Below are 20,047 nucleotides of genomic sequence, written 5' to 3'. Positions count from 1 at the left end.
ATGTCGCTGAGGTGACGGCAAGCGGCGAATTAAGACCGGACGAGAGCCAGACGCTCAGGTCAATCCGATCAACAACAGCCCCGAGCCGCCGCCCGAATTGGACTGATTGATCTTCCGCAAATTGGACCTTCCGTCATACCGCTTCGCTTTTTAGTGTCGGACCGTTGAAAAGGTCGACGGACCGATGCAGGGCGGGCGCGTTCCATTTCGCACCCGCACGCACTTTCCAAATCGCAGATCAATCATCACCGCAAATCGCATTAAAGCGGACGTCCGCCGACCTGCAAAATCGCGAACTCACAACTTGGAGACACGAGCGCGTGAGTTGTGAAGCAATTCACGGCCGCGGGTCGCAGCTCGACCTAATCAGCCACTGCAAGCTGACCTATCGAAATCGAACAGGAGGTTTCACATGAAGCATCCGATGATTTTTGCAATCGCAGGCGTCAATTCGTTCACGAGTCGGAAAGCTGCCGCGGCGTCCAGCCGTCACGACAGCGCCGAGACACGTCGACTTGGGTGGGGAACACGGTTCTTGAGCTGGTGTGCCCAGTGTTCGGAGCGGTCGCGGCAGCGGCAAGCCCTGGCGGAGCTCGATGACCACCATCTCAAGGACATCGGCAAGACGCGGCAAGAGGCAATGGCCGAAGCGGCCAAGCCGTTCTGGAAATGACGCCGTTCATCGCGCACTTGCTGCCGGCGGCGGCGCTGGGCCTGTGCGTCGCTATCCCGTTCGGCCCGATTGGCTTGATGTGCGTGCAGCGGACGCTGGCATTCGGAATCTGGTTTGGGATCGCGAGCGGCATGGGTGCGGCAACAGCGCACGGCATGTTCAGTTGCCTGGCCACGGTGAGCGGGACCGTGTTGACGCAGATGACGCTCGCCCTGCACACGCCGCTGCGCATCACTGGAGGGATCGTCCTGGTCTTGATGGGCCTCAGAACCATTCTCGTGTCCACGCGCGCGGCGCACGGCGCGACATGCGGAGATTTGCTTACATGCGGAGGTTTGCTTTCGGCCTATACATCGACCCTGTTGATCGCGGCCGCCAACCCAATGACGGTACTGCCGTATCTGGGCGTCACGTCCGCGCTGGAAACCGGCAAGCCGCTGATCATGGATCGCGCGCTGGCAACGCCCATCGGTGTGATGCTGGGCAGTGCATTCTGGTATCTCTTCCTCGCCCTCAGCACGAACACCATGTTTCGGAGCTTGCAGAAAGCCGCGCTGGATCGGTTCAACAGGCTCACCGGGATTCTCCTGATGGCCCTGGGAGCTTCGCTATGCGCCCGCATCGTCTGACTGGCAGGCCGCGCCGGCCATTCTGGCACCGGCCGCTCTGCTCGGGCTCGCCAGCGCATTCGCGCTCCAGCTGCCTCCACAGTGCATGGGTCGGCCTCGGCGCGCAAACCACCGCGCGGCTTAGGAGCTGCGAATTAACCGTCAACGCCTGAGGAGAGCACGATGCCCAACCATCAGCACGCTGCTGCGCACAGGACAACGCTTGCCCGCCAGCCCGGTTCGATCTCGGGCGAGACAAGGCTGCGCGCGGCCGATCAACCGATCGTCACCACGCAGGAGCTTCCTTCCGCCGTCCCGCTAATGGCACTTTCGACCGGCTTCTGGGCTTTCAAGACCCTGGCTGCAGCACACGAGGAGGGCCTGTTCAGTCACCTTGCAGGCGGCGCCGGCACCACGGTTGCGGAGCTGGCGGAAGCGCTCGGTCTGCATCCACGCCCGGCCGAGATGCTGTTGACCGGCTGCGCTGCACTCGGGCTTCTGGAGAAAACGGACGGCCGTTATCGCAATACGCCCTTAAGCGAAGCCTTTCTCGTGCGCGGGAAGCCGTATTACTTCGGTGGCTTCGTGCAGATGGCCGACAAGCGGCTCTACGCGGGCTGGGGCAAACTTGCCGAAGCGCTGCGCACGAACCGGCCAACCACGTGGGACCCGGCAGTGCAATCCTCGATGTTCGACGGCGAGGATCCGACGGTGCTGGCACTCTTCTGGGAGGCGATGCATTCGCTCTCCACGATGACCGCGCGCAAGCTCGGCGAAGCCGTGGATCTCGATCATTTCCGTCGCCTTCTGGACATCGGCGGCGGATCGGGCGCGTACGACATCGAGCTTTGCAAACTGTATGGGGAGCTGCGCGCGACCGTAGTTGATCTGCCGCATGTGGCCGCGATCGCCGCAGGAAAAATTACCGCGGCCGGCTTGACCGACCGCATCGAGACCGCCGGCGGCAACTTCTTCGAACAGCTTCCCGAGGATCACGACGTGCATCTCCTGTCGATGATCCTGCACGATTGGGATGAGGCGAAGAACCGCGCGCTGCTGCGCCGGTCCTTCGAGGCTTTGTCGAGCGGCGGCGCAGTCGTCATCAGCGAGCTTCTCGTCAATGACGAAAAGACCGGGCCGGCGCCGGCCGCGCTGATGAGCCTCAACATGCTGATCGAGACGGAAGGGCGGAACTACACGCCGGCCGAATATTCGGCGTGGCTCGAGGAAGCCGGCTTCCGGCACGTCGAGACGGTCTGGTTCGACGCACCCGCCGCGAACGGCGCCGTGATCGGCCGCAAGCCGTAGGGCATAAAGTGCCCTCGCACGTGACGCGCCGCGCGGGCTACGCCAGGATGGCAGGCTTCGATCGCGCGCAGGTGAACCGGTAGCTGTCTTCTCGCACAAAGGCCGATGTTGCGCGCCTTTTTGTGAACTCAAGGGAGGCCTCATGCGGCGATGACGCGAACGCAGGTTGCCATCATCGGCGGCGGTCCCGCCGGTCTACTGCTCTCCCACATGCTCGCCCGCAACGGCGTCGACAGCATCGTGCTGGAGCGGCAGAGCCGCAGCCATGTGCTCGGGCGCATCCGCGCCGGGGTGCTGGAAGCGGGAACGATCGAACTCTTGCGCGAGGTCGGCCTCGGCGCGCGCATGGATCGGGAGGGACGTGTCCATGACGGCTCGGGCATCGCGTGGGAAGGCAAGCCGCACTTCTTCATCGACACCCGCAAGTTCACCGGCCGACCGATGATGTCCTATGGCCAGACCGCGATCACCGAGGATCTCTATGCCGCGCGCGACGCGGCTGGCGGCGTCGTGATCGATGACGCGACAAACGTCGCGCTGCATGAGCTGACGTCGGACCGCCCGCACGTGACCTACGAAAAGGGCGGGCAGACCCGCCGGATCGATTGCGACTATGTCGCTGGCTGCGACGGCCACCATGGCGTGAGCCGGCAATCGATCCCGGCGTCGGTGCTGCGCACGTTCGAGCGCGGCTATCCGTTCGGCTGGCTCGGCATCATGTCGGAGACGCCGCCCTACCCGGAGATCTGCTATTGCCATCATTCGCGCGGCTTCGCGCTCGCCTCGCAGCGCAGCCCGATGCTGAGCCGCTACTACATCCAGTGCGATCTCGACGCCCGCATCGAGGACTGGCCGGACGACCGCTTCTGGGAGGAGTTGAAGGCGCGCTGCCCGAAGGACATGGCCGACAGCATCGTGACCGGTCCCTCGATCGAGAAATCGATCGCGCCGCTACGGAGCTTTGTCGCCGAGCCGATGCGCTATGGTCGCCTGTTTCTGGCGGGCGACGCAGCGCACATTGTCCCTCCCACAGGAGCGAAAGGTCTCAACCTCGCGGTCTCCGATGTGTTCTACCTCTCGCGCGCGTTGACCGAGGCCTTGAAGGCCGGCCGCACCCACTATCTCGACGGCTACTCCGATATGGCGCTGCGCCGGGTGTGGAGCGCCGAGCGCATGTCGTGGTGGCTGACCACGTTGATCCACCAGTTCCCTCATGAAGCGCCGTTCGACCGGCGCATGCGCGAGAACCAGTTCGATTACCTTCTTGCGTCGGAGCGTGCGCAGGCATCGCTCGCCGAGCAGTATGTCGGCCTGCCATTTGAGAGTTGATGCCGCGAGCGCTACGCTTCGCTGCCGCAATCGCTCGCAGCGCCTTGTCGGCAGCGGGGCCCGCACGAACTCTGGACCGGTCAGCAACCAGATTCCCGGTCCGTTCAAACCCGGGGAAAGGTTTCGACCTTCATGTTCCGGATTGTGCCACCGGTTGAAACCGCAGCGGCTGCGGCCAAGTAGTCCGGGTCTGATCCAAACAATACTCCGCATTTGTTTAGCGTAAGCGGACATCGCGGGTTCGTGCGCCAATGTCTGAGAATGACGCCGCACCAGTTTCGCACCAGAAACAACCTCATCAGAACGCAACGAACGCGATCGAAATCGAACAAAAACGCGGCAAAATCAACGAAGCTGATCGATATTCTGCCGCTCATAACGGTCTGGTTGCAGGTTCGAATCCTGCCGGGCCCACCACGCTTCGCCCTTCGGGCTACGCGTGGCGCAGCCACGCGGGGCCGAAGGGTGAAGCGTGGTGTCCGGCGTAGCTTGAGCAAAGCGAAAGCGAAGACGGACTGGAGCGGCGAAGGGCGGACCGCGCTGCGCTCCCAACTAAAATATCGAAAACAACCCCATGCAAAGTAGCAGGTGGTCGCGGGCATGGATGCCTAGAGCGAATCCTGCGAAAACATTTTGACACGTCGGGCAAATCAGCGGCACTAATGCATCGTCGCGCAATTCGTTAAACGCCCATGGCCCCACCCAGCAGCAGGCTCTTCGGCGCGATTGCAGGCAAAACCTGTCCAAACGTGCATGATCTCGATCAAGAACCGCTGATTTTGCTCGGTTTCCCGACAGAGCCCGCTGCCGGACTTGATGCTTGGTTGCGGGCAAGCTGTCACGTGCCTCTTGAGCGGCCTCTATCACCGTCTGGCGATCGGCCGGCGCGCTACGAACAAGCGTCAGCCCACCGTGCCGCTGCCGGACCGACTGCTGGTCCACATGCGTCGCTGGTGCGACAAGAAGATCATCGCCAACCACTTCGTCGAGTGGCAGGGCACGGGCGTGAAGTCGGTCAAGAACGGCTTCGCTCGCGCCGTGGAGGTGGCGAAGCTCGACCTCTCGGACGGCAACGTCACGCCGCACACGCTACGCCATACGGCAGCGACCTGGCTCATGCAGCTGGGCACTGACCCATGGGAAGCGGCTGGTTATCTCGGCATGTCGGTGAAGGTTCTAATCGACACCTAGGGTCATCACCATCCCGATTACATGAAGGAAGCGTCCGGGGCGATCACTCGCAAGAGGGAGAAGATCAAGCGCGTCGTCGGCACCGCCCAGACTACCAAGCCAGCTGTCCGCACTCGCAGCATTCGAGCAATCTAGGCGTGAAACTATAGATCTGCCGGGCGGACGGCTTGCCAAAGTCCGCTCGGCCCGGATAGCGACCAAGTTCCGCAGCCCAGCGAAATGACGCGATGGGCCAACAGCCGAAATGATCACCGTCGTCAGGCGGCCCGGTGTTGATACCCTAATGGATGGCTGCCACGGTGGTTACGGCAATGAGAATGATAGTTACGAGCGCACCTGAAACATAGAGAACGGTTCTGATGCTGCCGCCTTTGGCGGCGTTGCCTCCGCGCAAATAGACCGCAACGTGGGTCAGACGAATTGCGATATAGATCCATACGAGCGTTGCAAGCGTAGCGGGTCTTACCCCCATCAACATAGCCAGAACAGACGGGACGACAAAAGGAGTCAGCGCCTCCACCGCGTTCATGTGAACGCGATCGATCCGGTACAGCAGATTGTCTTCATCGGCTGGAAGGACAGGTCCGGAGAGTGCCCCGGACCTGCCTTTGGACGCTCCTGAAAAGACCGCCAGTCCAATTAACAGGAGGCAAAGGAAAAGCACGCCGACAATGCTAAGCGAGTAGGCTGCCATACAGACCTCCGCCGATTACGATCATGTCGCAAGGGACGCGAGCATCATGCCTCGCCGACAATCCGTTCGGCGAACCGTTTCAGATAAAGCGGCCAGCCCTGATCGCCCTCGACTCCATCCCGGACGCTTTCCCAACCCTCGCCATGGCGTTCAAGGTGACGGTGCTCAAGCTCCAACCGAGTCCGGCTTGGCGATTCGGCAATGAACCGAACCTCCCATTCACTGGTCTTGTCGGGATCAGTTTCGATTTGCCAGCGCGGGCTGATGTCCCAGCTTAGAAGGACGCGATTCGGCGGCTCAAAAGCCAACACACGCGCCCAGCGGCATTCGCTTCCATCGACACCTCGATCATAAACGTGACCCCCGACCCGCGGTTCGAACACGGTCTCTGCGATCGGGACGGAGAGCAGATTGTGCTCGCGTGGCTTGAAGCTGCCGAAGTCTTCAGTGAAGACCTTGAACGCGCGATCGATAGGCGCCTCGACCACGACAGATTGTTTGATGGGCGCTGCCGATACACGTTTAGTCATTGCTGGTCCTCCACTGATTTTTCGACGGCCACTTTGTAAGCTGCCAGTGTGCTGCTCCAGAACCGGTCAAGCCAGACGCGCATCTGGCCGAGTCCCGCAGGATCGATGTGATAAATGTTGCTGGCCCCCTTTGGCTCGGCACGAACCAAACGAGATTCGCGCAGCACCTTCAGATGCTGGGAGACGGCTGACTGGGAGACTGTCAGTTCTCGGGTGAGTTCAACGACAGTGCGAGGCCGCGCGCCCACAAGTTCGAATATTCGTCTGCGAGTCGAATCGCCCAGAGCGGCCAGTTGCGCGTTGTCTTTAGCCATGGCTGGCCGACGTCCGAAGCCGGGAGTGCCAACGGGACCTTTCAATTCGGTCATGACACAGGGTTCTCAGCGTATCATTAGTCATAGCTAATGATTAGCACGCGCTGATGATTAAGTCAAACGTATAGAGATGTGGGCGAAACTTTCAGCTACGGCCATAACTGGTCATGGGTCATAGCGTCGCCAGCCGCGCGCGGCTGCTGCGACGACAGCAAGGGTTGCCTTGGCGCCGTCAGCCTCACCCTTCTCAAAATCGACCTCCGTTTGCGCCATCGAATTTGTGACGTGCGCGAAACAGACGATGGAATGGCCGCTCGTCGCGCTGAAGGCATAGAGAGCGGCCGCTTCCATCTCGACTGCAAGCGTTGCCAGATCGAGCGCCCGCGCGATGGCCGCTTCCGTCTCGCGATACGGAGCGTCCGTCGTCCAGGTCGAGCCGCGATGCAGTTTCTCGGGCAGCGATCGGCACGCCCGCTCGACGCGGTCCAGAAGCGACGAGTCGGGTGCTTCGGCGAAAGTCGAGCCCGGCTGGTAGTGATAACTTGTCCCCTCATCGCGCAGCGCTCGGTCAATCAGGACGAAGTACGGCGTCGGCCCGATTGCGGTGATTTGTCCGGCGGACGTGACGCTGACGAGAAGTCGGCAGCCGGACGCGAAGAGCTGCTCTGCCACGAGCACGGCGAACGGCGCACCAACGGCGCAACCGACGATGCCGATCTCGCCGATGCCGTCGAGATCGAAGGCAAGAAGCTCGGTGTGATAGCAGGCCCAACCTTCATGGATGCGGCCAGCGCCGGTCCGCTTGAGGTGGCGGACAACGTCACCGTCCGGATCGAGCACGCAGATTTCGGGCACGTTGAGGAGTGGCAACTGCCTCTGCCGGCGCGCCTCCCTCAACAGGGATTCAGGCCGGAATACCGAGGGCGCTTTGTGATCCTTGACACCGACGATCGGCCACGCGGATTCCGCGCGATGAGGCTTATCATCCATGACGCACCTGATCGACCTGTCTCAAGCCACGGATTCGACCGGCAGGCCGGCGGCTTTCCATTCGGGGTAACCGTCCTCAAGACGGCGAACGCGATAGCCGCGCGCCCTCAGGGCTGACACGGCTTCGAACGAAAGAACGCAATAGGGCCCGCGACAATAAGCAATCACCTCACGGCATTTTGACAGTTCGCCCAAACGCCTTTCCAGTTCGGCCAGAGGAATGTTGAGCGCGCCCGGGAGATGGCCCAGGGCGAACTCATCTTCGGGCCGCACGTCGAGGACCGTCACCAGATCGTCCCGCAATCGCGCGACCAGGTCATCACGCGATACAGGCTCAAGCGCGTCACGCGCGTGAAAATAATCGGTGACCAAGCGCCCGATCTCGGCAACGTTCCGTTCACCGACGCGCCCTAGCGCTTTGATCAGCGTGATCACTTCGGCATCGCCGGCCAGACGATAGAGAATGTGTTTGCCGCGACGCTCGGTCTCAACAAGCCGTGCGCGCCTCAGGATCTGTAAGTGCCGCGACGTATTGGCGAACGATAGATGTGCGCGAGCCGACAGTTCCTCGACGGTGCGTATTCCCTGCGCAAGATGTTCCAAAAGTTCAAGCCGGTGAGCGTGGCCGAGCGCCTGCGCCACCTGGGCAAGATTCTCATAAATCGCCTGTTTCGGTCCCGAGCTTGACACGGCGCTCCTTCCATATATCATTCAGCAGATCGATTGAATGTATCTAGCGTTTCTCACGAGGGAGTGCAAGTCCATGATTCTCCGCCAGTTCTTGCATAGCGATCCGGTCGGTATTTCCTACCTCTTCGGCTGCGGCGGCCAGGCTGCCGGGGCGGTCGTTGACCCAGTCGGCGATATTCAGCCCTACCTGCAGGCCGCCGACAATGCCGGCATGCGGATACATTTCGTCATCGACACGCATGTCCATGCCGACCACCTATCGGTCGGCCGGGCACTCGCGGCCGCAGCGGGAGCGGAGTACGTGCTCTCGGCGGAGGCCGGCGTATCGTTTCCGCACAAGGGCGTGCGCGACGGCGACGTTCTTCCCCTCGGCAACGTCTCTGCCACCGTGCTGCACACGCCCGGACACACGCCCGAGCACATCTGCATCCTTGTGACGGATCGAACGCGCGCGGACGAGCCGTGGTTCGTCTTCACCGGACACACGCTCATGGTCGGCGATCTCGGCCGCACCGAACTCGCCGCGAGCGCGGAGGAAGGCGCGAGGCAATTGTTCAAGAGCGTGCGAAGGCTGAAGGAGCTGCCTGACTACGTCGAGGTGCTGCCGGGCGCCTATGCGGGCTCGGTCTGCGGCCGGCGACTAAGCGGCAAACCATCGTCGGCGATCGGCTTCGAGAAACGGCACAATCAGGCGTTCACGATCGAGGACGAAGCCGAGTTTGTTCGGTTCATGGTCGCCGAGATTCCGCCGGCGCCACCGGAAGCCGCGAAGATCAGGGCGGCCAATTCGGGCGCGGCCGCCGCCGCAGCCTGATCCATGAGCGAAGCGGCAACGACACAACAGCCAACCTCCCCGATTCGCCTGGGTCTCAGGGAGAACTGGCCACAGTTCGCCTTGCTCGTCCTGATCAACGCCTTCGTCGGCGGCATGGTCGGAATCGAACGAACAGTCGTGCCGCTGATCGGCTCCGAGGAGTTCAGGATCAGTTCGACGACGCTCGTCGTTTCCTTCATCGTCAGCTTCGGAGTCGTGAAGGCGTGCGCCAACTTGGTCTCCGGTCAGCTCGCCGATGCTTGGGGGCGCAAGCGGGTTCTGGTCCTCGGCTGGCTCGTCGGCCTGCCGGTGCCGTTCATGATCGTCTGGGCGCCGAGTTGGGGATGGATCATCGCAGCGAACGCCCTTCTCGGCATCAACCAGGGTCTTGCCTGGTCGATGACGGTGATCATGAAAATCGATCTCGTCGGGCCGAAGTCGCGTGGACTTGCCGTCGGCCTCAACGAGTTCGCCGGCTATCTCGCGGTGGGCGTGACCGCCTTCCTCACCGGGTATCTTGCCTCGAAGTACGGTCTGCGGCCGGCGCCGATCTACCTAGGCGTTGCCTATGCGATTCTTGGCACGGCGCTCTCGATCCTACTGGTGCAGGATACACGGGAGCACGTCCGACTGGAAACGGCGGCCCATACGCAGCAATCGGTGCCGATCAGCTTCCGCGAGATATTCCTTCTCACCTCGTTCCGGGATCGCAACCTTTTTGCCGCGTCGCAGGCCGGGCTCGTCAATAATCTTAATGATGGGATGAGCTGGGGAATCTTTCCCCTGTTCTTCGCTTCGTTCGGCCTCCATGTCGACCGGATCGGTATCTTGAAGGCCGTCTATCCGGTGACCTGGGGCATCCTGCAGATCGCTACGGGCCCTCTTTCCGATCGTTGGGGCCGCAAGGGACTGATAGTGCCTGGCATGTGGGTGCAGGCCGTAGGCTTGTTTCTGACTGCAGCAACAAGTCATTTCGAATGGTGGCTTGTCGGCAGCCTGCTGCTCGGGCTTGGCACGGCCATGGTGTATCCCAGCCTGATCGCCGCCGTCTCCGACGCCTCGCATCCGAGCTGGCGCGCACGATCGCTCAGTGTCTACCGCTTCTGGCGCGATCTCGGTTACGCGATCGGTGCGCTGTCGGCCGGCCTGATCGCCGACCTCTTCGGCATGGGTTGGGCGATCGGAACGATTGGCGCGCTCACCTTCCTGTCGGGGGCGATCGTATTCATCGCCATGGAGTCCAGACCCGGAGCGCGACAATGACCGAGGCCTTTTCAGGACGCTGCCTCTGCGGGGCGGTGCGTTTCGAGGCGCGAGGCCGGCCGAAAGGGGTCTTCTGGTGTCACTGCGATAGCTGCCGCCGCCATTCTGGTGCGCCGGTCAGCGTCTTCGTCGGGTTCGAAAACGACGCTGTCACGCTGACCGAGGGCACCATAACCACGTTCAAATCATCGCCGGGCACCACGCGGGGCTTCTGTTCCCGCTGCGGCTCCACGCTGACCTGCGCTACCGTGCATTTTCCGACGGAAACGCACTATCACGTCGGTGCCTTCGACCGGGCGACGGAGCTGCAACCGAGCAAGCACTTCTTCACCGATGAGAAACTGCCGTGGCTGCGGCTTAATCACGACGAGCAAGGCAAGTGACTGCGACGATGCCGCCAATCTATCTCGACTACAACGCAAGCACGCCGGTGGATCCTGCAGTCGCGGCGGCCATGCGGCCATTGCTGGAGGAGGCCTTCGGCAACCCATCGAGCGGGCATTGGGCGAGCACGCCGGCCAAGGCCGCCCTGGAGCGCGCCCGCGGCCAGGTCGCCGCGCTGATCGGCGCTGCACCAGAGGAGATCGTGTTCACCAGCGGCGGCAGCGAAGCAGACAACCTCGCAATCAAGGGCACGTTCTTCGCGCCCAACCGCCACGGGGCGCACATCATCACCTCAGCAATCGAGCATCCGGCTGTTCTCGCTCCCTGCCGATTTCTCCAGGGGTTCGGCGCCTCGGTTACTCATCTCCCGGTGGATCGGACAGGATTGATCGATCCAGAGGACGTGCGGCGCGCCATTACTCCGCAGACGGTGCTGATCAGCATCATGCACGCCAACAACGAAGTTGGCACCATACAGCCGATCGCGGAAATCGGCGCGATCGCGCGGCAGCACGGGATCCGTTTTCACACCGATGCGGCGCAATCAGTCGGAAAAATCCCGACCAGGGTGGACGAACTCGGCGTCGATATGCTTACGGTCGCCGGTCACAAGCTCTACGCCCCAAAGGGCGTCGGCGCGCTGTATGTCAGGTCGGGCCTCGAGCTTGAGCCGCTTATCCATGGCGCCGGCCATGAATCGGGCCGACGCGCCGGAACCGAGAGCGTCCTGCTTGCCACTGGACTTGGAACGGCTTGCGCGCTGGCGGCTGACCTTGCATCAATGAGGCACGTAGAGGCCCTGCGCGATCGCCTGTGGAAGGCGCTGCAAGAGAGGTTCAACGAAGGCGTCGCGCTCAACGGCCATCCCACGCATCGTTTGCCGAACACTCTCAACGTGTCATTCGTCGGTAGAATCGGCGCTGACATATTGGGCCAGTTGCGCAATGTGGCGGCATCGACGGGTTCGGCGTGCCATTCGGGGCAGATTGAGCTCTCGCCCGTTCTCGCGGCGATGCGCGTGCCGGAACGGATCGGAATGGGAGCGATCCGCTTCAGCCTGGGAAGGCACACCACAGCCGACGAGATTGAGGCCGTCGTGGCGCGCCTGGCCACGATCTCGTTGTCTTGATTGCGACCGGCCGCCAGTCAGGCAAATCGTTTCGTCGCTATCCAGACCGCTCATAACGGTCTGGTTGCAGGTTCGAGTCCTGCCCGACCCACCACGCTTCACCCTTCGGGCTACGCGCGGCGCAGCCTCGCGGGGCCTCGAGGGCGAAGCGTGGTGTCCGGCGTAGCTGAGCGAAGCCGAACTGAAGGCTACGGGCGAAGGCGGGCTACTCCCAACTAAAATATCGAAAACAACCCCATGCAAAGTAGCGAGGTGGCCGCCGGCATGGATGCTTTGAGCGAACTCCGCGAAAACATTTTGACACGTCGGGCAAATCAGGGGCACTACTAGATCATTGCGCCATTTGTAAAATGCCCCTGGCCCTGCCCGACCAACGGGCCGTTCGGCCGATTGCAGGCAAAACCCGGACAATTGAAGTTGCACCGGCTCGCGCGCGGTCGATCACTCAATTCACCCTGCCGAAATCGTTGAGAACCAGCTCTTGTCGTAAGTGACTATGATCCGTCACGACAAGTGCTCACCAAGTAGATGCTGAGCTCGTTTGTCTTGATCAGATCATAGGGATCGTCCACCCCTTGTTCGCGCAGCCATTTGATTTGTAGGTCGTAGGCCTGGCGCTCAAGCGCGGCGAGACAGGGCAGCTCTATCTTGTTGAATCGCTGCACATGATGCACCAATTCATGCAACAGGGCGCTCTTCTGCCGCAGATCATTGGGTCGCCACTCCTGCGGCAGGTAAATAGAGCCCTCGTTGCGATTATAGAGCGCTTGCAACTCCAGCCCGCTATTTTCCGGCGAGCCATGTCGCATTCCCATTTCCGCCGGTGTCACGAAGTGGATCGGCGGATGATCGGGAGCCGACAAACCGGTCTGGGCAACGATCCATGCGATGTAGATTGCGATCAGGCTATTCAAGGGAACGACCTCCTGCGGCAAGATCGCAATCCCCGCGCGATGCAATGCCGCGGATGAATCAGGACCATCGGTGAGTTCGAATGATGAAGCGCAACGGCTTGCACCATCGCGCAAGCTGCGTTGTGCTTCGCTAGTCGTACAACGAGGATATTGCCTGAGAGGCTGTGGTCTCATTCACGGAAGCGCGCAGCCAGATCGTCCCGGCGACGATGTGAATGATTAAAAATGCCGCGGCCACGGCCACGAGCCAGCCCATCTCATTTCGGGCAGAAGGCTGAGCAGGCAACCTCGGTTGAGCCGGCCTGCTGGTGACGAGCATTTCCCGAGTTTCGGAATCCTGGCTAGATTGGCGCGGAGCGGATTGCTCGGAAGGCGCGATCAAATGTTCGTATTGACGCAGGATTCGACCCGCCTGAAGGCGCCGTGAGCTGTGCAGCGCCGACGTGATAAAAGCGAAGAAGCTTCGCCCTTCCTTTTCGACGTGAAACGAAGCGATAGGCGGCAGTACGGCCGAAGGGCGCGAAGTGTTTTTCATTATCAGGACACCACGGTAGATTGATTGATGCGTTGTCAGCACAATGTCTGGAACCAATGGCCTCGACGGCTGGCCGAGCGATGGCGGCAGTTGCAGGGGCATAAGCTCCAGGATTGGCAGTGCACGATGTCAGGCAATAGATCGCAGTAGCCGCATCATCGGACTCGCTGATGCCGCGGAACCGATTATGGCCGCTTCAGCGTGATCGGTTGCCAGAAAAGGCGGCACGCTTCAGCATGCGCTTCCAGCACGTCGATGCCGATATCGCGTAGAAAATCAGATCTGTCCCTGATATCCGCGCGCAGCTTTGACCGGAAGCAGGCGCGCTCCCACCATGTCAAAGGCAGCCCCAAGATCGCCGGGATGCGCAGATCATAGTCGCCTGAGGCAAATCCTGCGCCTACCGCAATGGCATGATCGGCGCGACCAAGTTTATTTCTGTAAATTTGCAAGAAAACCTCCTGAGGCAGTTTGGTCCACGATGACTTTTTGAAAAGAAGGCGCCTAGATATTCACCGCTCAATATCGATTGCCGCTCCGGGTGTGAGTAATAAGAAGAAAGGCAACGCCCGCGTCTCGGAGGCGCTAGATCGTGCGATCAATCGCCACTGGAAATACGAACGTCATGTCGTGAAGATTCTCCACCGGAAGATCTTTGATCTCTCGGTGAATCTCGGCGACGTCGATGCTCGCGCTTTTGGTGGAGCGTACGTCCGCCGCAGCCATCGGCACGGAAAAGAAGGTGAGCTTCACCCCGACCCCGACCAGGATAAGTGTGGCGACCGCGACAACGGGATGTGCGCGCATGACGGTTCCTTCGGTTGCACGTGCCTGGGATTGGCGATGCTTGATGTTATGCAATCGACCGCCGCCGCCGCATCATCGGAACCAATGAGGCTGGTACTGCTGTTGTGTGCTGCCTTCCAATCGTACTGCCCGGGCCCGTCGGCCCCAGCCCAGATCGCAATTGCACCGGTCCCGTCGCCCATAGGACGCGGTGCCGATCAAGAGACAGGCTGCCTCAAGAATTAATGAACCGGCTAGTGTGGGGCCCGAACCTGAGGCGTCGAGTTCTGCAACAGGTGCAGGAGATCGGCCTGCCGGGTCGTATCGGTCTTGGAGAAGATGTGCTGCAGGTGGGTGCGCGCCGTCGGCTCGCTGATGCCGAGCATGTCGGCTGCCTCCTTGGCGCCCAACCCCTGAGTAAGCGCCAGCAGCACGCGGAGTTCGCCGCCGGTCAGCCTGTAAAGCCTGGCAAAAGCCTCACCCGGCATCAGCGGCGCCTCAGCAGGATCCTTTGTGAACACAGCTACCGATGCTGCAAACGGCGCGATAATGCCGCTGCGCTGACCGCGATCGACCGGAAGGAGGGTTGCGACAAAGCCGGCGCCATCGACATCGGGGATCGCAAGGGAATGCTCGCTTGTATCCAAGTCGATATCGTCGCGCGACGCCTTGTCAATGGCCTTCGACAGCGCAGCGCGCGTGGCGGGATCGGTGGGAGAAATCCGATTGTTCACGATGCGAATGGAGCTGCCGGTTTTGACCTGCCTCTCGGCAGCGGCATTCATGTAGACGACGCGGCCATCGCGTGACGTGAGAAAAACACCTGTGACAAGTGCATCAAGCGTCTTTTCCAACATCTCCGACCTCAGCGCCCTGATATCGAGCGCATCCGAGATGGCGAGGGCACGGCAGACGTGCGGGGAAAGAAGCTTGAGCAGGCCGATCTCGAGCTGTTGGTAATGCGGCGCCTTCTCGCTCCGTGAGGCATGCATGGAGGCCATGCGACCGCCAGTCCGCAACGCCGGGAACCAGATTATGTCCAGTAGTCCGAACGGCTCTAGCACTTCTCGAGCGAAACGGCTTCCCAACAATTCGAGGCGCATCATAGAGAGAGCACTAACGTCACCGATCTTCGAGACGATATCCGCTGCTGCCATTGGACTTTGTGCATAGTGGCTTCCCAGCTTTTCAAGGAATTCCGGCTGGTATCCGAACACGAATAACTGATCATTTTGCACGTGCCGCATATCGTGAACGCATATTCCGCCCGCTGTGCTTTCACACAGATCGGCAATTTTCCGGCAAGTGTCCGGCCACTGATGTGGATCGAGCGCGCAGTCGTAGATCGCGCCGATTGTGTCGGATAGCTGCTGGGCGGAGACACCGTCCAAACCGATCACGTAGAGCCCTCCCCGGCAGCGCCACTCGATAGTGCGCCGAGGGATGCAATGATCCCGACGGAGCGCATGGTGGTCCTCCGATTCTTGCGGCCGGGATGCCCGGTACCTCGCCAATTGAGCCCTGCCGCCGTCGTCGCCGGCGTCAGTTCGGCGTGACAGCGGCGTTAATCTTGCTCGGAGGGCCAAGAAAAGCGTAGAAATTGCGTCCTAGGAGGAGCTTCATCGTGCAAATTCCGCGTGCGCCAATGGACGGCGTGCTTTTTCCAAGATTTGGTCTTTCGCTGCTGGGAGGCTTTGAGCTGACCGGACCGGATGGCGTGGTCGACCTGCCAAGCAAGAAGCTTGCAGGCTTGTTGGCCTATCTGGCCTGCAACGCGCCCCGGCCGCAGTCGCGTGAGAAGCTGTCGGCCCTGTTGTGGGGCTCCCGCTTCGACGCGCAGGCCAGGCAGAACCTGCGCCAGGCTTTGTTCCGGCTGCGCAAAGTGCTCGGCGAGGACGCTCTGGAGAGCGATGGTGAGGTCGTATCGCTCAATGCGGCGGCCGTCCGATGCGACGTCAGCCAGTTCGAGGCCCTGGTACGTGACGGTAGCCGGGATGCGCTGAGCGCGGCAGCCGATCTCTACCGGGGTCGGCTGATCGACGACGTTAGCGTAGGCGAGGAGGGCTGGAACGAATGGCTAACTGGTGAACGCGAGAGATTGCTGGATCTTGCCCTTGGCGCCATGATGGGGCTCGGCGAACAAGATCTTGCCGCCGGCCGTGCCGAACAAGCGCTGAAGGCCGGCCAGCGCGCCATCGCGCTCAACAACATGCGCGAGGACGCCCACCGGTTGATGGTACGGGCGCTGGCCGCTACGGGACGCAAGGCCGAGGCTCTCAAGCACTACCAGGACCTCGTTGCGTTGCTCAAGCGCGAACTGAACACGGAGCCCGATGCTGCGACCAGATCGCTCGCCGCCGAGCTTCGCGCCACGGAGCCGCCGGGCAGGTCGTCCGCTGAAAGGGAGATCGCCAAGCCCACGCTGCCGCAACCCGACCGGTCATCGATTGTGGCGTTGCCCTTTGGCAATATGAGGAGAGACCACGAGAACGCTGACAATCCCGCAGCGGACGGCGATGAAGCATCGTCTGCGGTGGCAGTCGGCTCCGGAAGCCCCGAGCGGCGACAGCTGACGATCATGGTTTGCAATATGGTCGGGTCGATGCCGCTTTCGGCGCGCCTCGACCCTGAAGACATGCACGATCTCATCGCCGCCTTCCACAAATCGGTCGCCGATATTGTTTCGCGCTTCGATGGATTTGTCGCCCAGTACCTGGGCGATGGCGTGCTCGTCTATTTTGGCTACCCCGCTGCTGGCGAGAATGACGCCGAGCAAGCCATGCGTGCGGGCCTTGCGATCCTTGACACGATCGGCACGTTGAAAGCGTCTCCAGGCGTGACTGTTCAGGTGAGCGTTGGCATCGCCACCGGGCTCGTTGTGATCGGCGAGCGGTCAGGGACCGGCGACACACAGCAGTGCGTTGCGATCGGCGAGGCGCCAAACGTGGCAGCGCAGCTGCAGGCCGCGGCAGCGCCCGGCGAGGTCGTGATCGCCGCCAGCACGCATCGGCTGGCGGGGCGGATGTTCGACTGCCGTGCGCTTGCTGCCATCGACGTGAAGGGGCTGCCGCAACCGGTGGAGGCGTGGCAGGTGCGCGGCGAGACGGCCGGCGTTAGCCGCTTCGAGGTGCGGCGCGCGGGCGCGCTGACCCCGCTCGTTGGCCGGCAGGAAGAGATTGAGCTGCTGCTGCGCCGTTGGGATCAAGCCAAGCTCGGCGAGGGTCGGGTCGTGCTGCTCACGGGAGAGCCCGGCATCGGCAAGTCGCGTATCGCTGAAAGCCTGCTGGCCGCGCGCGAGGGCGAGCCGCATGCTCGCATTCGATATTTCTGCTCGCCCTACCATGTGCAGAGCCCGCTCTACCCGTTCATCGCGCAGCTCGAGCGGGCCGCGGGCTTCGAACCGGGGAGCAGCGCCAGTGTGAAACTCGACAAATTGGAGGCCTTGCTCAAGCCGACGACGAAAAATGTGCTACGCGACGTGGGTCTCATTGCCGAGCTGTTGGGGGTGCCGGCGGACGAGCGCTACCCGGCGTTGGCGATCAGCCCGCAGCAGAAGCGAGAGATGACTCTCACCGCGCTTCTCGACCAGCTCGACGGCGCAGCGGCGCGGGGCCCTGTGATGATCGTGTTCGAGGACGCCCACTGGATTGATCCGACATCCCAGGATTTGCTCGATCGAATGGTTGCCCGCGCCGCCAGCCTGCCGCTGCTGCTGATCGTCACGGTCCGGCCGGAGCTCCAGCCAACCTGGGTCGGCCAGCCGCATGTGACGATGCTGCCCTTGAGCCGCCTCGGCCGTCGCGACAGCGCCGGCATTGTTGGCGGTGTCACCAAGGGCAAGGCGCTGCCCGCCGCGGTCGTCGAGCAGGTCCTTGCGCACACGGATGGCGTGCCGTTGTTCATCGAGGAGCTGACGAACACGCTGCTCGAGAGCGGGCTGTTGCGGGAGACAACGGACCGCTACGTGCTCGACGGACCGCTGCCAGAGCTCGCTATACCGACGACGCTGCAGGCTTCGCTGGTGGCCCGCCTCGACCGGCTTGGCTCGGGCAAGGATGTGGCGCTGATCGGCTCTGCGATCGGACGGGAGTTCTCCCACGAGCTGATTGGCGCGGTGGCATCTTTGAGTCCGGAGGACCTCGACGCGGCGCTCGAGCGGCTGACGGTCTCCGGCCTCATCTCCCGGCGCGGAACGCCGCCGATCGCGACCTACGCCTTCAAGCACGCGCTGGTGCAGGACGCCGCCTACACCACGATGCTCAAGAGTCGGCGGCGGCAGTTGCATGCGAGCATCGCCAATGTGCTGGTCGAGCGGTTCCCGGCGCTGGCCGAAACCCTGCCTGAGATTGTCGCCCACCATTTCACCGAGGCCGGGCTTGCAACGGAGGCGATCGGCCATTGGTTCAAGGCGGGCCAACGCGCCACCGAGCGCTCGGCTGATCAGGAAGCAGTCCGCCATCTTGAGCGAGGATTGGCGCTTCTGAGGACGCTCCCGGAGTCGGAGGACCGCGATCGCCATGAGCTCGATTTCCAGATCACCTTAGGCACACCTTTGGTGGCAGTGAGTGGATACTCAAGTCCTGAGGTCGGGGCTGCGAGCGAGCGCGCAATTCTCCTCTCCGAGAAGCTGGATGATGTCGGACACCTGTTTGCGGCGCTCTATGCCCAGTTCTCTTACTGCAACACGACCGGCAACACTTACAAGGCACTGGAATTCGCAGAACGCTGCCGGACGCTAGGCATCCGCCAAGGCGACCGGGCGATGCAGCTGATGGCACACCGTGGAACCGGGATTGTGTTGTATCAGCTTGGAAAATTTGGACTGGCTCGGAAAGAACTCGAGCAATCTCTTGCGCTATATGATCCCAAGCGTGACCGATTCCTTGCGGCTCGGTACCTCACTGATCCATTCGCGTCTGCATCGGCATTGTTAGCTTCAATCGCATGGATTTCAGGCTTCCCCGATCGTGCAGCAAAAATGCAGATACAAGCTCTCAGCTACGCTGCCGAACTCAATCACGTCAACACAATTGGTTTCGTTCACTTTTTAGCGGGAGCCGCGCTCGAGCAGCTTTTCGGAAATGTGGCCGCAGTGCTAACTCATACGCAAACCTTGAGTGCTCTTGCGACGGAGCACGGCGTGTTGGCATGGCGGAGCAGTGGGATCATTTTTGAGGGCTGGGCCCTCTCATTGACTAGTGGACCGGAGAGCGGCATTTCCCTGATGCAAAAGGGCATTGCCGATGTCGACGCCAAGAACCTGACATTTCTTGTTCCGCTTTTCACGAGCCTGTTGGCCCAGGTTCGTGGTCGCGCTGGCGACTTCCAATCAGCCTTGGCTCTGTGCATCGATGCGCGAGAAAGATCACAGCGCTCCGAACAATACATTTGGGAGGCGGAGCTTCACCGGAATGAAGGCGAGGTGCGGCGCGCCGCGGGACATTCATTGACCGATGTGGAAGAATGCTTTGGTAAAGCGCTCGACGTGAGCCGCGCGCAGGGCGCCAGGATGTTCGAACTCCGCGCCGCCACGAGCCTCGCGCGGCTATGGCACGACCAGGGGAGGCATGTTGAAGCCCGTGATCTACTTGCGCCTGTCTATGGCTGGTTCACCGAGGGCTTCGACACAGTCGACCTGGAAGATGCCAAAGCGCTCCTTGCTCAATTGAGAGCATAGGTCTGACTGGATGGCCCATTGCTGAATGGCCACTTGTGTGAGGTGTTTCGGACGCCGGCCGCCATGCAAAGTAACAGGGGGTCGCTGGCATGGATGCTTTCCCTGCGAAAACATTTTGACAGTTCGGGCAAATCAGGGGCACTACTCGATCATCGCGTCATTGTAAAACGCCCCTGGCCCTACCCGGCAACAGGCTCGCCGCCGCGCTTTCATGGCCA

At 61.7% G+C, this 20,047-nt stretch carries 21 protein-coding genes; 11 read left to right on the top strand and 10 right to left on the bottom strand.

Going from position 1 to position 20,047, the window contains the following annotated elements; translation table 11 throughout:
- Positions 1 to 412 precede the first annotated feature (412 nt).
- The 6 genes from V1286_RS03485 to V1286_RS03460 all read left to right on the top strand — a co-directional run bounded on the left by V1286_RS03485 (position 413) and on the right by V1286_RS03460 (position 5,109).
- Positions 413 to 673: a DUF1127 domain-containing protein gene (locus V1286_RS03485; protein ID WP_334477598.1), complete on the top strand. Its 261-nt coding sequence runs from the start codon at positions 413 to 415 to the stop codon at positions 671 to 673.
- Complete coding sequence (locus V1286_RS03480; protein WP_334477597.1) at positions 670 to 1,302, top strand: LysE family translocator; 633 nt, start codon at positions 670 to 672, stop codon at positions 1,300 to 1,302. The genes V1286_RS03485 and V1286_RS03480 overlap by 4 nt, the downstream gene beginning before the upstream one ends.
- Positions 1,303 to 1,464: 162 nt before the next feature.
- On the top strand, positions 1,465 to 2,589 hold the full coding sequence (locus V1286_RS03475; RefSeq protein ID WP_334477596.1) for a methyltransferase: 1,125 nt from the start codon (positions 1,465 to 1,467) through the stop codon (positions 2,587 to 2,589).
- 150 nt (positions 2,590 to 2,739) lie between these two features.
- The gene (gene pobA, locus V1286_RS03470; protein WP_334477594.1) at positions 2,740 to 3,918 is read left to right on the top strand and encodes a 4-hydroxybenzoate 3-monooxygenase; all 1,179 of its coding nucleotides are present in this window, start codon (positions 2,740 to 2,742) and stop codon (positions 3,916 to 3,918) included.
- Between the two features lie 251 nt (positions 3,919 to 4,169).
- On the top strand, positions 4,170 to 4,406 hold the full coding sequence (locus V1286_RS03465; RefSeq protein WP_334477593.1) for a hypothetical protein: 237 nt from the start codon (positions 4,170 to 4,172) through the stop codon (positions 4,404 to 4,406).
- A gap of 361 nt (positions 4,407 to 4,767) precedes the next feature.
- On the top strand, positions 4,768 to 5,109 hold the full coding sequence (locus tag V1286_RS03460; protein ID WP_334477591.1) for a tyrosine-type recombinase/integrase: 342 nt from the start codon (positions 4,768 to 4,770) through the stop codon (positions 5,107 to 5,109).
- A gap of 280 nt (positions 5,110 to 5,389) precedes the next feature.
- Here V1286_RS03460 and V1286_RS03455 read toward each other — a convergent pair whose 3' ends face one another.
- The 5 genes from V1286_RS03455 to V1286_RS03435 form a co-directional block, all read right to left on the bottom strand.
- On the bottom strand, positions 5,390 to 5,803 hold the full coding sequence (locus tag V1286_RS03455; RefSeq protein WP_334477589.1) for an MAPEG family protein: 414 nt from the start codon (positions 5,801 to 5,803) through the stop codon (positions 5,390 to 5,392).
- Between the two features lie 44 nt (positions 5,804 to 5,847).
- On the bottom strand, positions 5,848 to 6,333 hold the full coding sequence (locus V1286_RS03450) for an SRPBCC family protein (RefSeq protein WP_334477588.1): 486 nt from the start codon (positions 6,331 to 6,333) through the stop codon (positions 5,848 to 5,850).
- Complete coding sequence (locus V1286_RS03445) at positions 6,330 to 6,647, bottom strand: ArsR/SmtB family transcription factor (protein WP_334489519.1); 318 nt, start codon at positions 6,645 to 6,647, stop codon at positions 6,330 to 6,332. The genes V1286_RS03450 and V1286_RS03445 overlap by 4 nt, the downstream gene beginning before the upstream one ends.
- Positions 6,648 to 6,812: 165 nt before the next feature.
- Entirely contained in the window at positions 6,813 to 7,637 is an 825-nt protein-coding gene (locus tag V1286_RS03440) for a nucleoside phosphorylase (RefSeq protein ID WP_417021095.1), read from the bottom strand.
- A gap of 21 nt (positions 7,638 to 7,658) precedes the next feature.
- On the bottom strand, positions 7,659 to 8,327 hold the full coding sequence (locus tag V1286_RS03435; protein WP_334477586.1) for an ArsR/SmtB family transcription factor: 669 nt from the start codon (positions 8,325 to 8,327) through the stop codon (positions 7,659 to 7,661).
- A 73-nt stretch (positions 8,328 to 8,400) separates the two neighbouring features.
- On the opposite strand from V1286_RS03435, the gene V1286_RS03430 reads away from it, so the two are divergent.
- From V1286_RS03430 to V1286_RS03415, 4 genes are read left to right on the top strand one after another with little or no spacing between them, the layout of a single operon-like run.
- A complete protein-coding gene (locus tag V1286_RS03430; protein WP_334477585.1) occupies positions 8,401 to 9,141 on the top strand; it encodes an MBL fold metallo-hydrolase in 741 nt (246 codons plus the stop codon).
- 3 nt (positions 9,142 to 9,144) lie between these two features.
- Positions 9,145 to 10,404 (top strand): MFS transporter, encoded by a 1,260-nt coding sequence (locus V1286_RS03425; RefSeq protein WP_334477583.1) that lies wholly within the window; start codon positions 9,145 to 9,147, stop codon positions 10,402 to 10,404.
- Positions 10,401 to 10,787: a GFA family protein gene (locus V1286_RS03420; RefSeq protein WP_334477582.1), complete on the top strand. Its 387-nt coding sequence runs from the start codon at positions 10,401 to 10,403 to the stop codon at positions 10,785 to 10,787. Before V1286_RS03425 ends, V1286_RS03420 begins: the two co-directional genes overlap by 4 nt.
- A gap of 8 nt (positions 10,788 to 10,795) precedes the next feature.
- Positions 10,796 to 11,917 (top strand): cysteine desulfurase family protein, encoded by a 1,122-nt coding sequence (locus V1286_RS03415; protein WP_334489518.1) that lies wholly within the window; start codon positions 10,796 to 10,798, stop codon positions 11,915 to 11,917.
- 494 nt (positions 11,918 to 12,411) lie between these two features.
- On the opposite strand, the gene V1286_RS03410 is transcribed toward V1286_RS03415, so the two are convergent.
- The 5 genes from V1286_RS03410 to V1286_RS03390 all read right to left on the bottom strand — a co-directional run bounded on the left by V1286_RS03410 (position 12,412) and on the right by V1286_RS03390 (position 15,552).
- Positions 12,412 to 12,831 (bottom strand): DUF6647 family protein, encoded by a 420-nt coding sequence (locus tag V1286_RS03410; protein WP_334477581.1) that lies wholly within the window; start codon positions 12,829 to 12,831, stop codon positions 12,412 to 12,414.
- 130 nt (positions 12,832 to 12,961) lie between these two features.
- The gene (locus tag V1286_RS03405; protein WP_334477580.1) at positions 12,962 to 13,366 is read right to left on the bottom strand and encodes a hypothetical protein; all 405 of its coding nucleotides are present in this window, start codon (positions 13,364 to 13,366) and stop codon (positions 12,962 to 12,964) included.
- 185 nt (positions 13,367 to 13,551) lie between these two features.
- The gene (locus V1286_RS03400; protein WP_334477579.1) at positions 13,552 to 13,818 is read right to left on the bottom strand and encodes a hypothetical protein; all 267 of its coding nucleotides are present in this window, start codon (positions 13,816 to 13,818) and stop codon (positions 13,552 to 13,554) included.
- A 133-nt stretch (positions 13,819 to 13,951) separates the two neighbouring features.
- A complete protein-coding gene (locus tag V1286_RS03395) occupies positions 13,952 to 14,173 on the bottom strand; it encodes a hypothetical protein (protein WP_334477577.1) in 222 nt (73 codons plus the stop codon).
- Between the two features lie 233 nt (positions 14,174 to 14,406).
- On the bottom strand, positions 14,407 to 15,552 hold the full coding sequence (locus tag V1286_RS03390) for a helix-turn-helix transcriptional regulator (protein WP_334477576.1): 1,146 nt from the start codon (positions 15,550 to 15,552) through the stop codon (positions 14,407 to 14,409).
- A gap of 224 nt (positions 15,553 to 15,776) precedes the next feature.
- Here V1286_RS03390 and V1286_RS03385 point away from each other — a divergent pair, with 224 nt between their 5' ends.
- Complete coding sequence (locus V1286_RS03385; RefSeq protein ID WP_334477575.1) at positions 15,777 to 19,829, top strand: BTAD domain-containing putative transcriptional regulator; 4,053 nt, start codon at positions 15,777 to 15,779, stop codon at positions 19,827 to 19,829.
- Positions 19,830 to 20,047: the final 218 nt, after the last annotated feature.

The sequence above is a fragment of the Bradyrhizobium algeriense genome, assembly GCF_036924595.1.
In the GTDB taxonomy this organism is placed as follows: domain Bacteria; phylum Pseudomonadota; class Alphaproteobacteria; order Rhizobiales; family Xanthobacteraceae; genus Bradyrhizobium; species Bradyrhizobium algeriense.
This window is presented reverse-complemented; position numbering and strand designations above follow the sequence as displayed.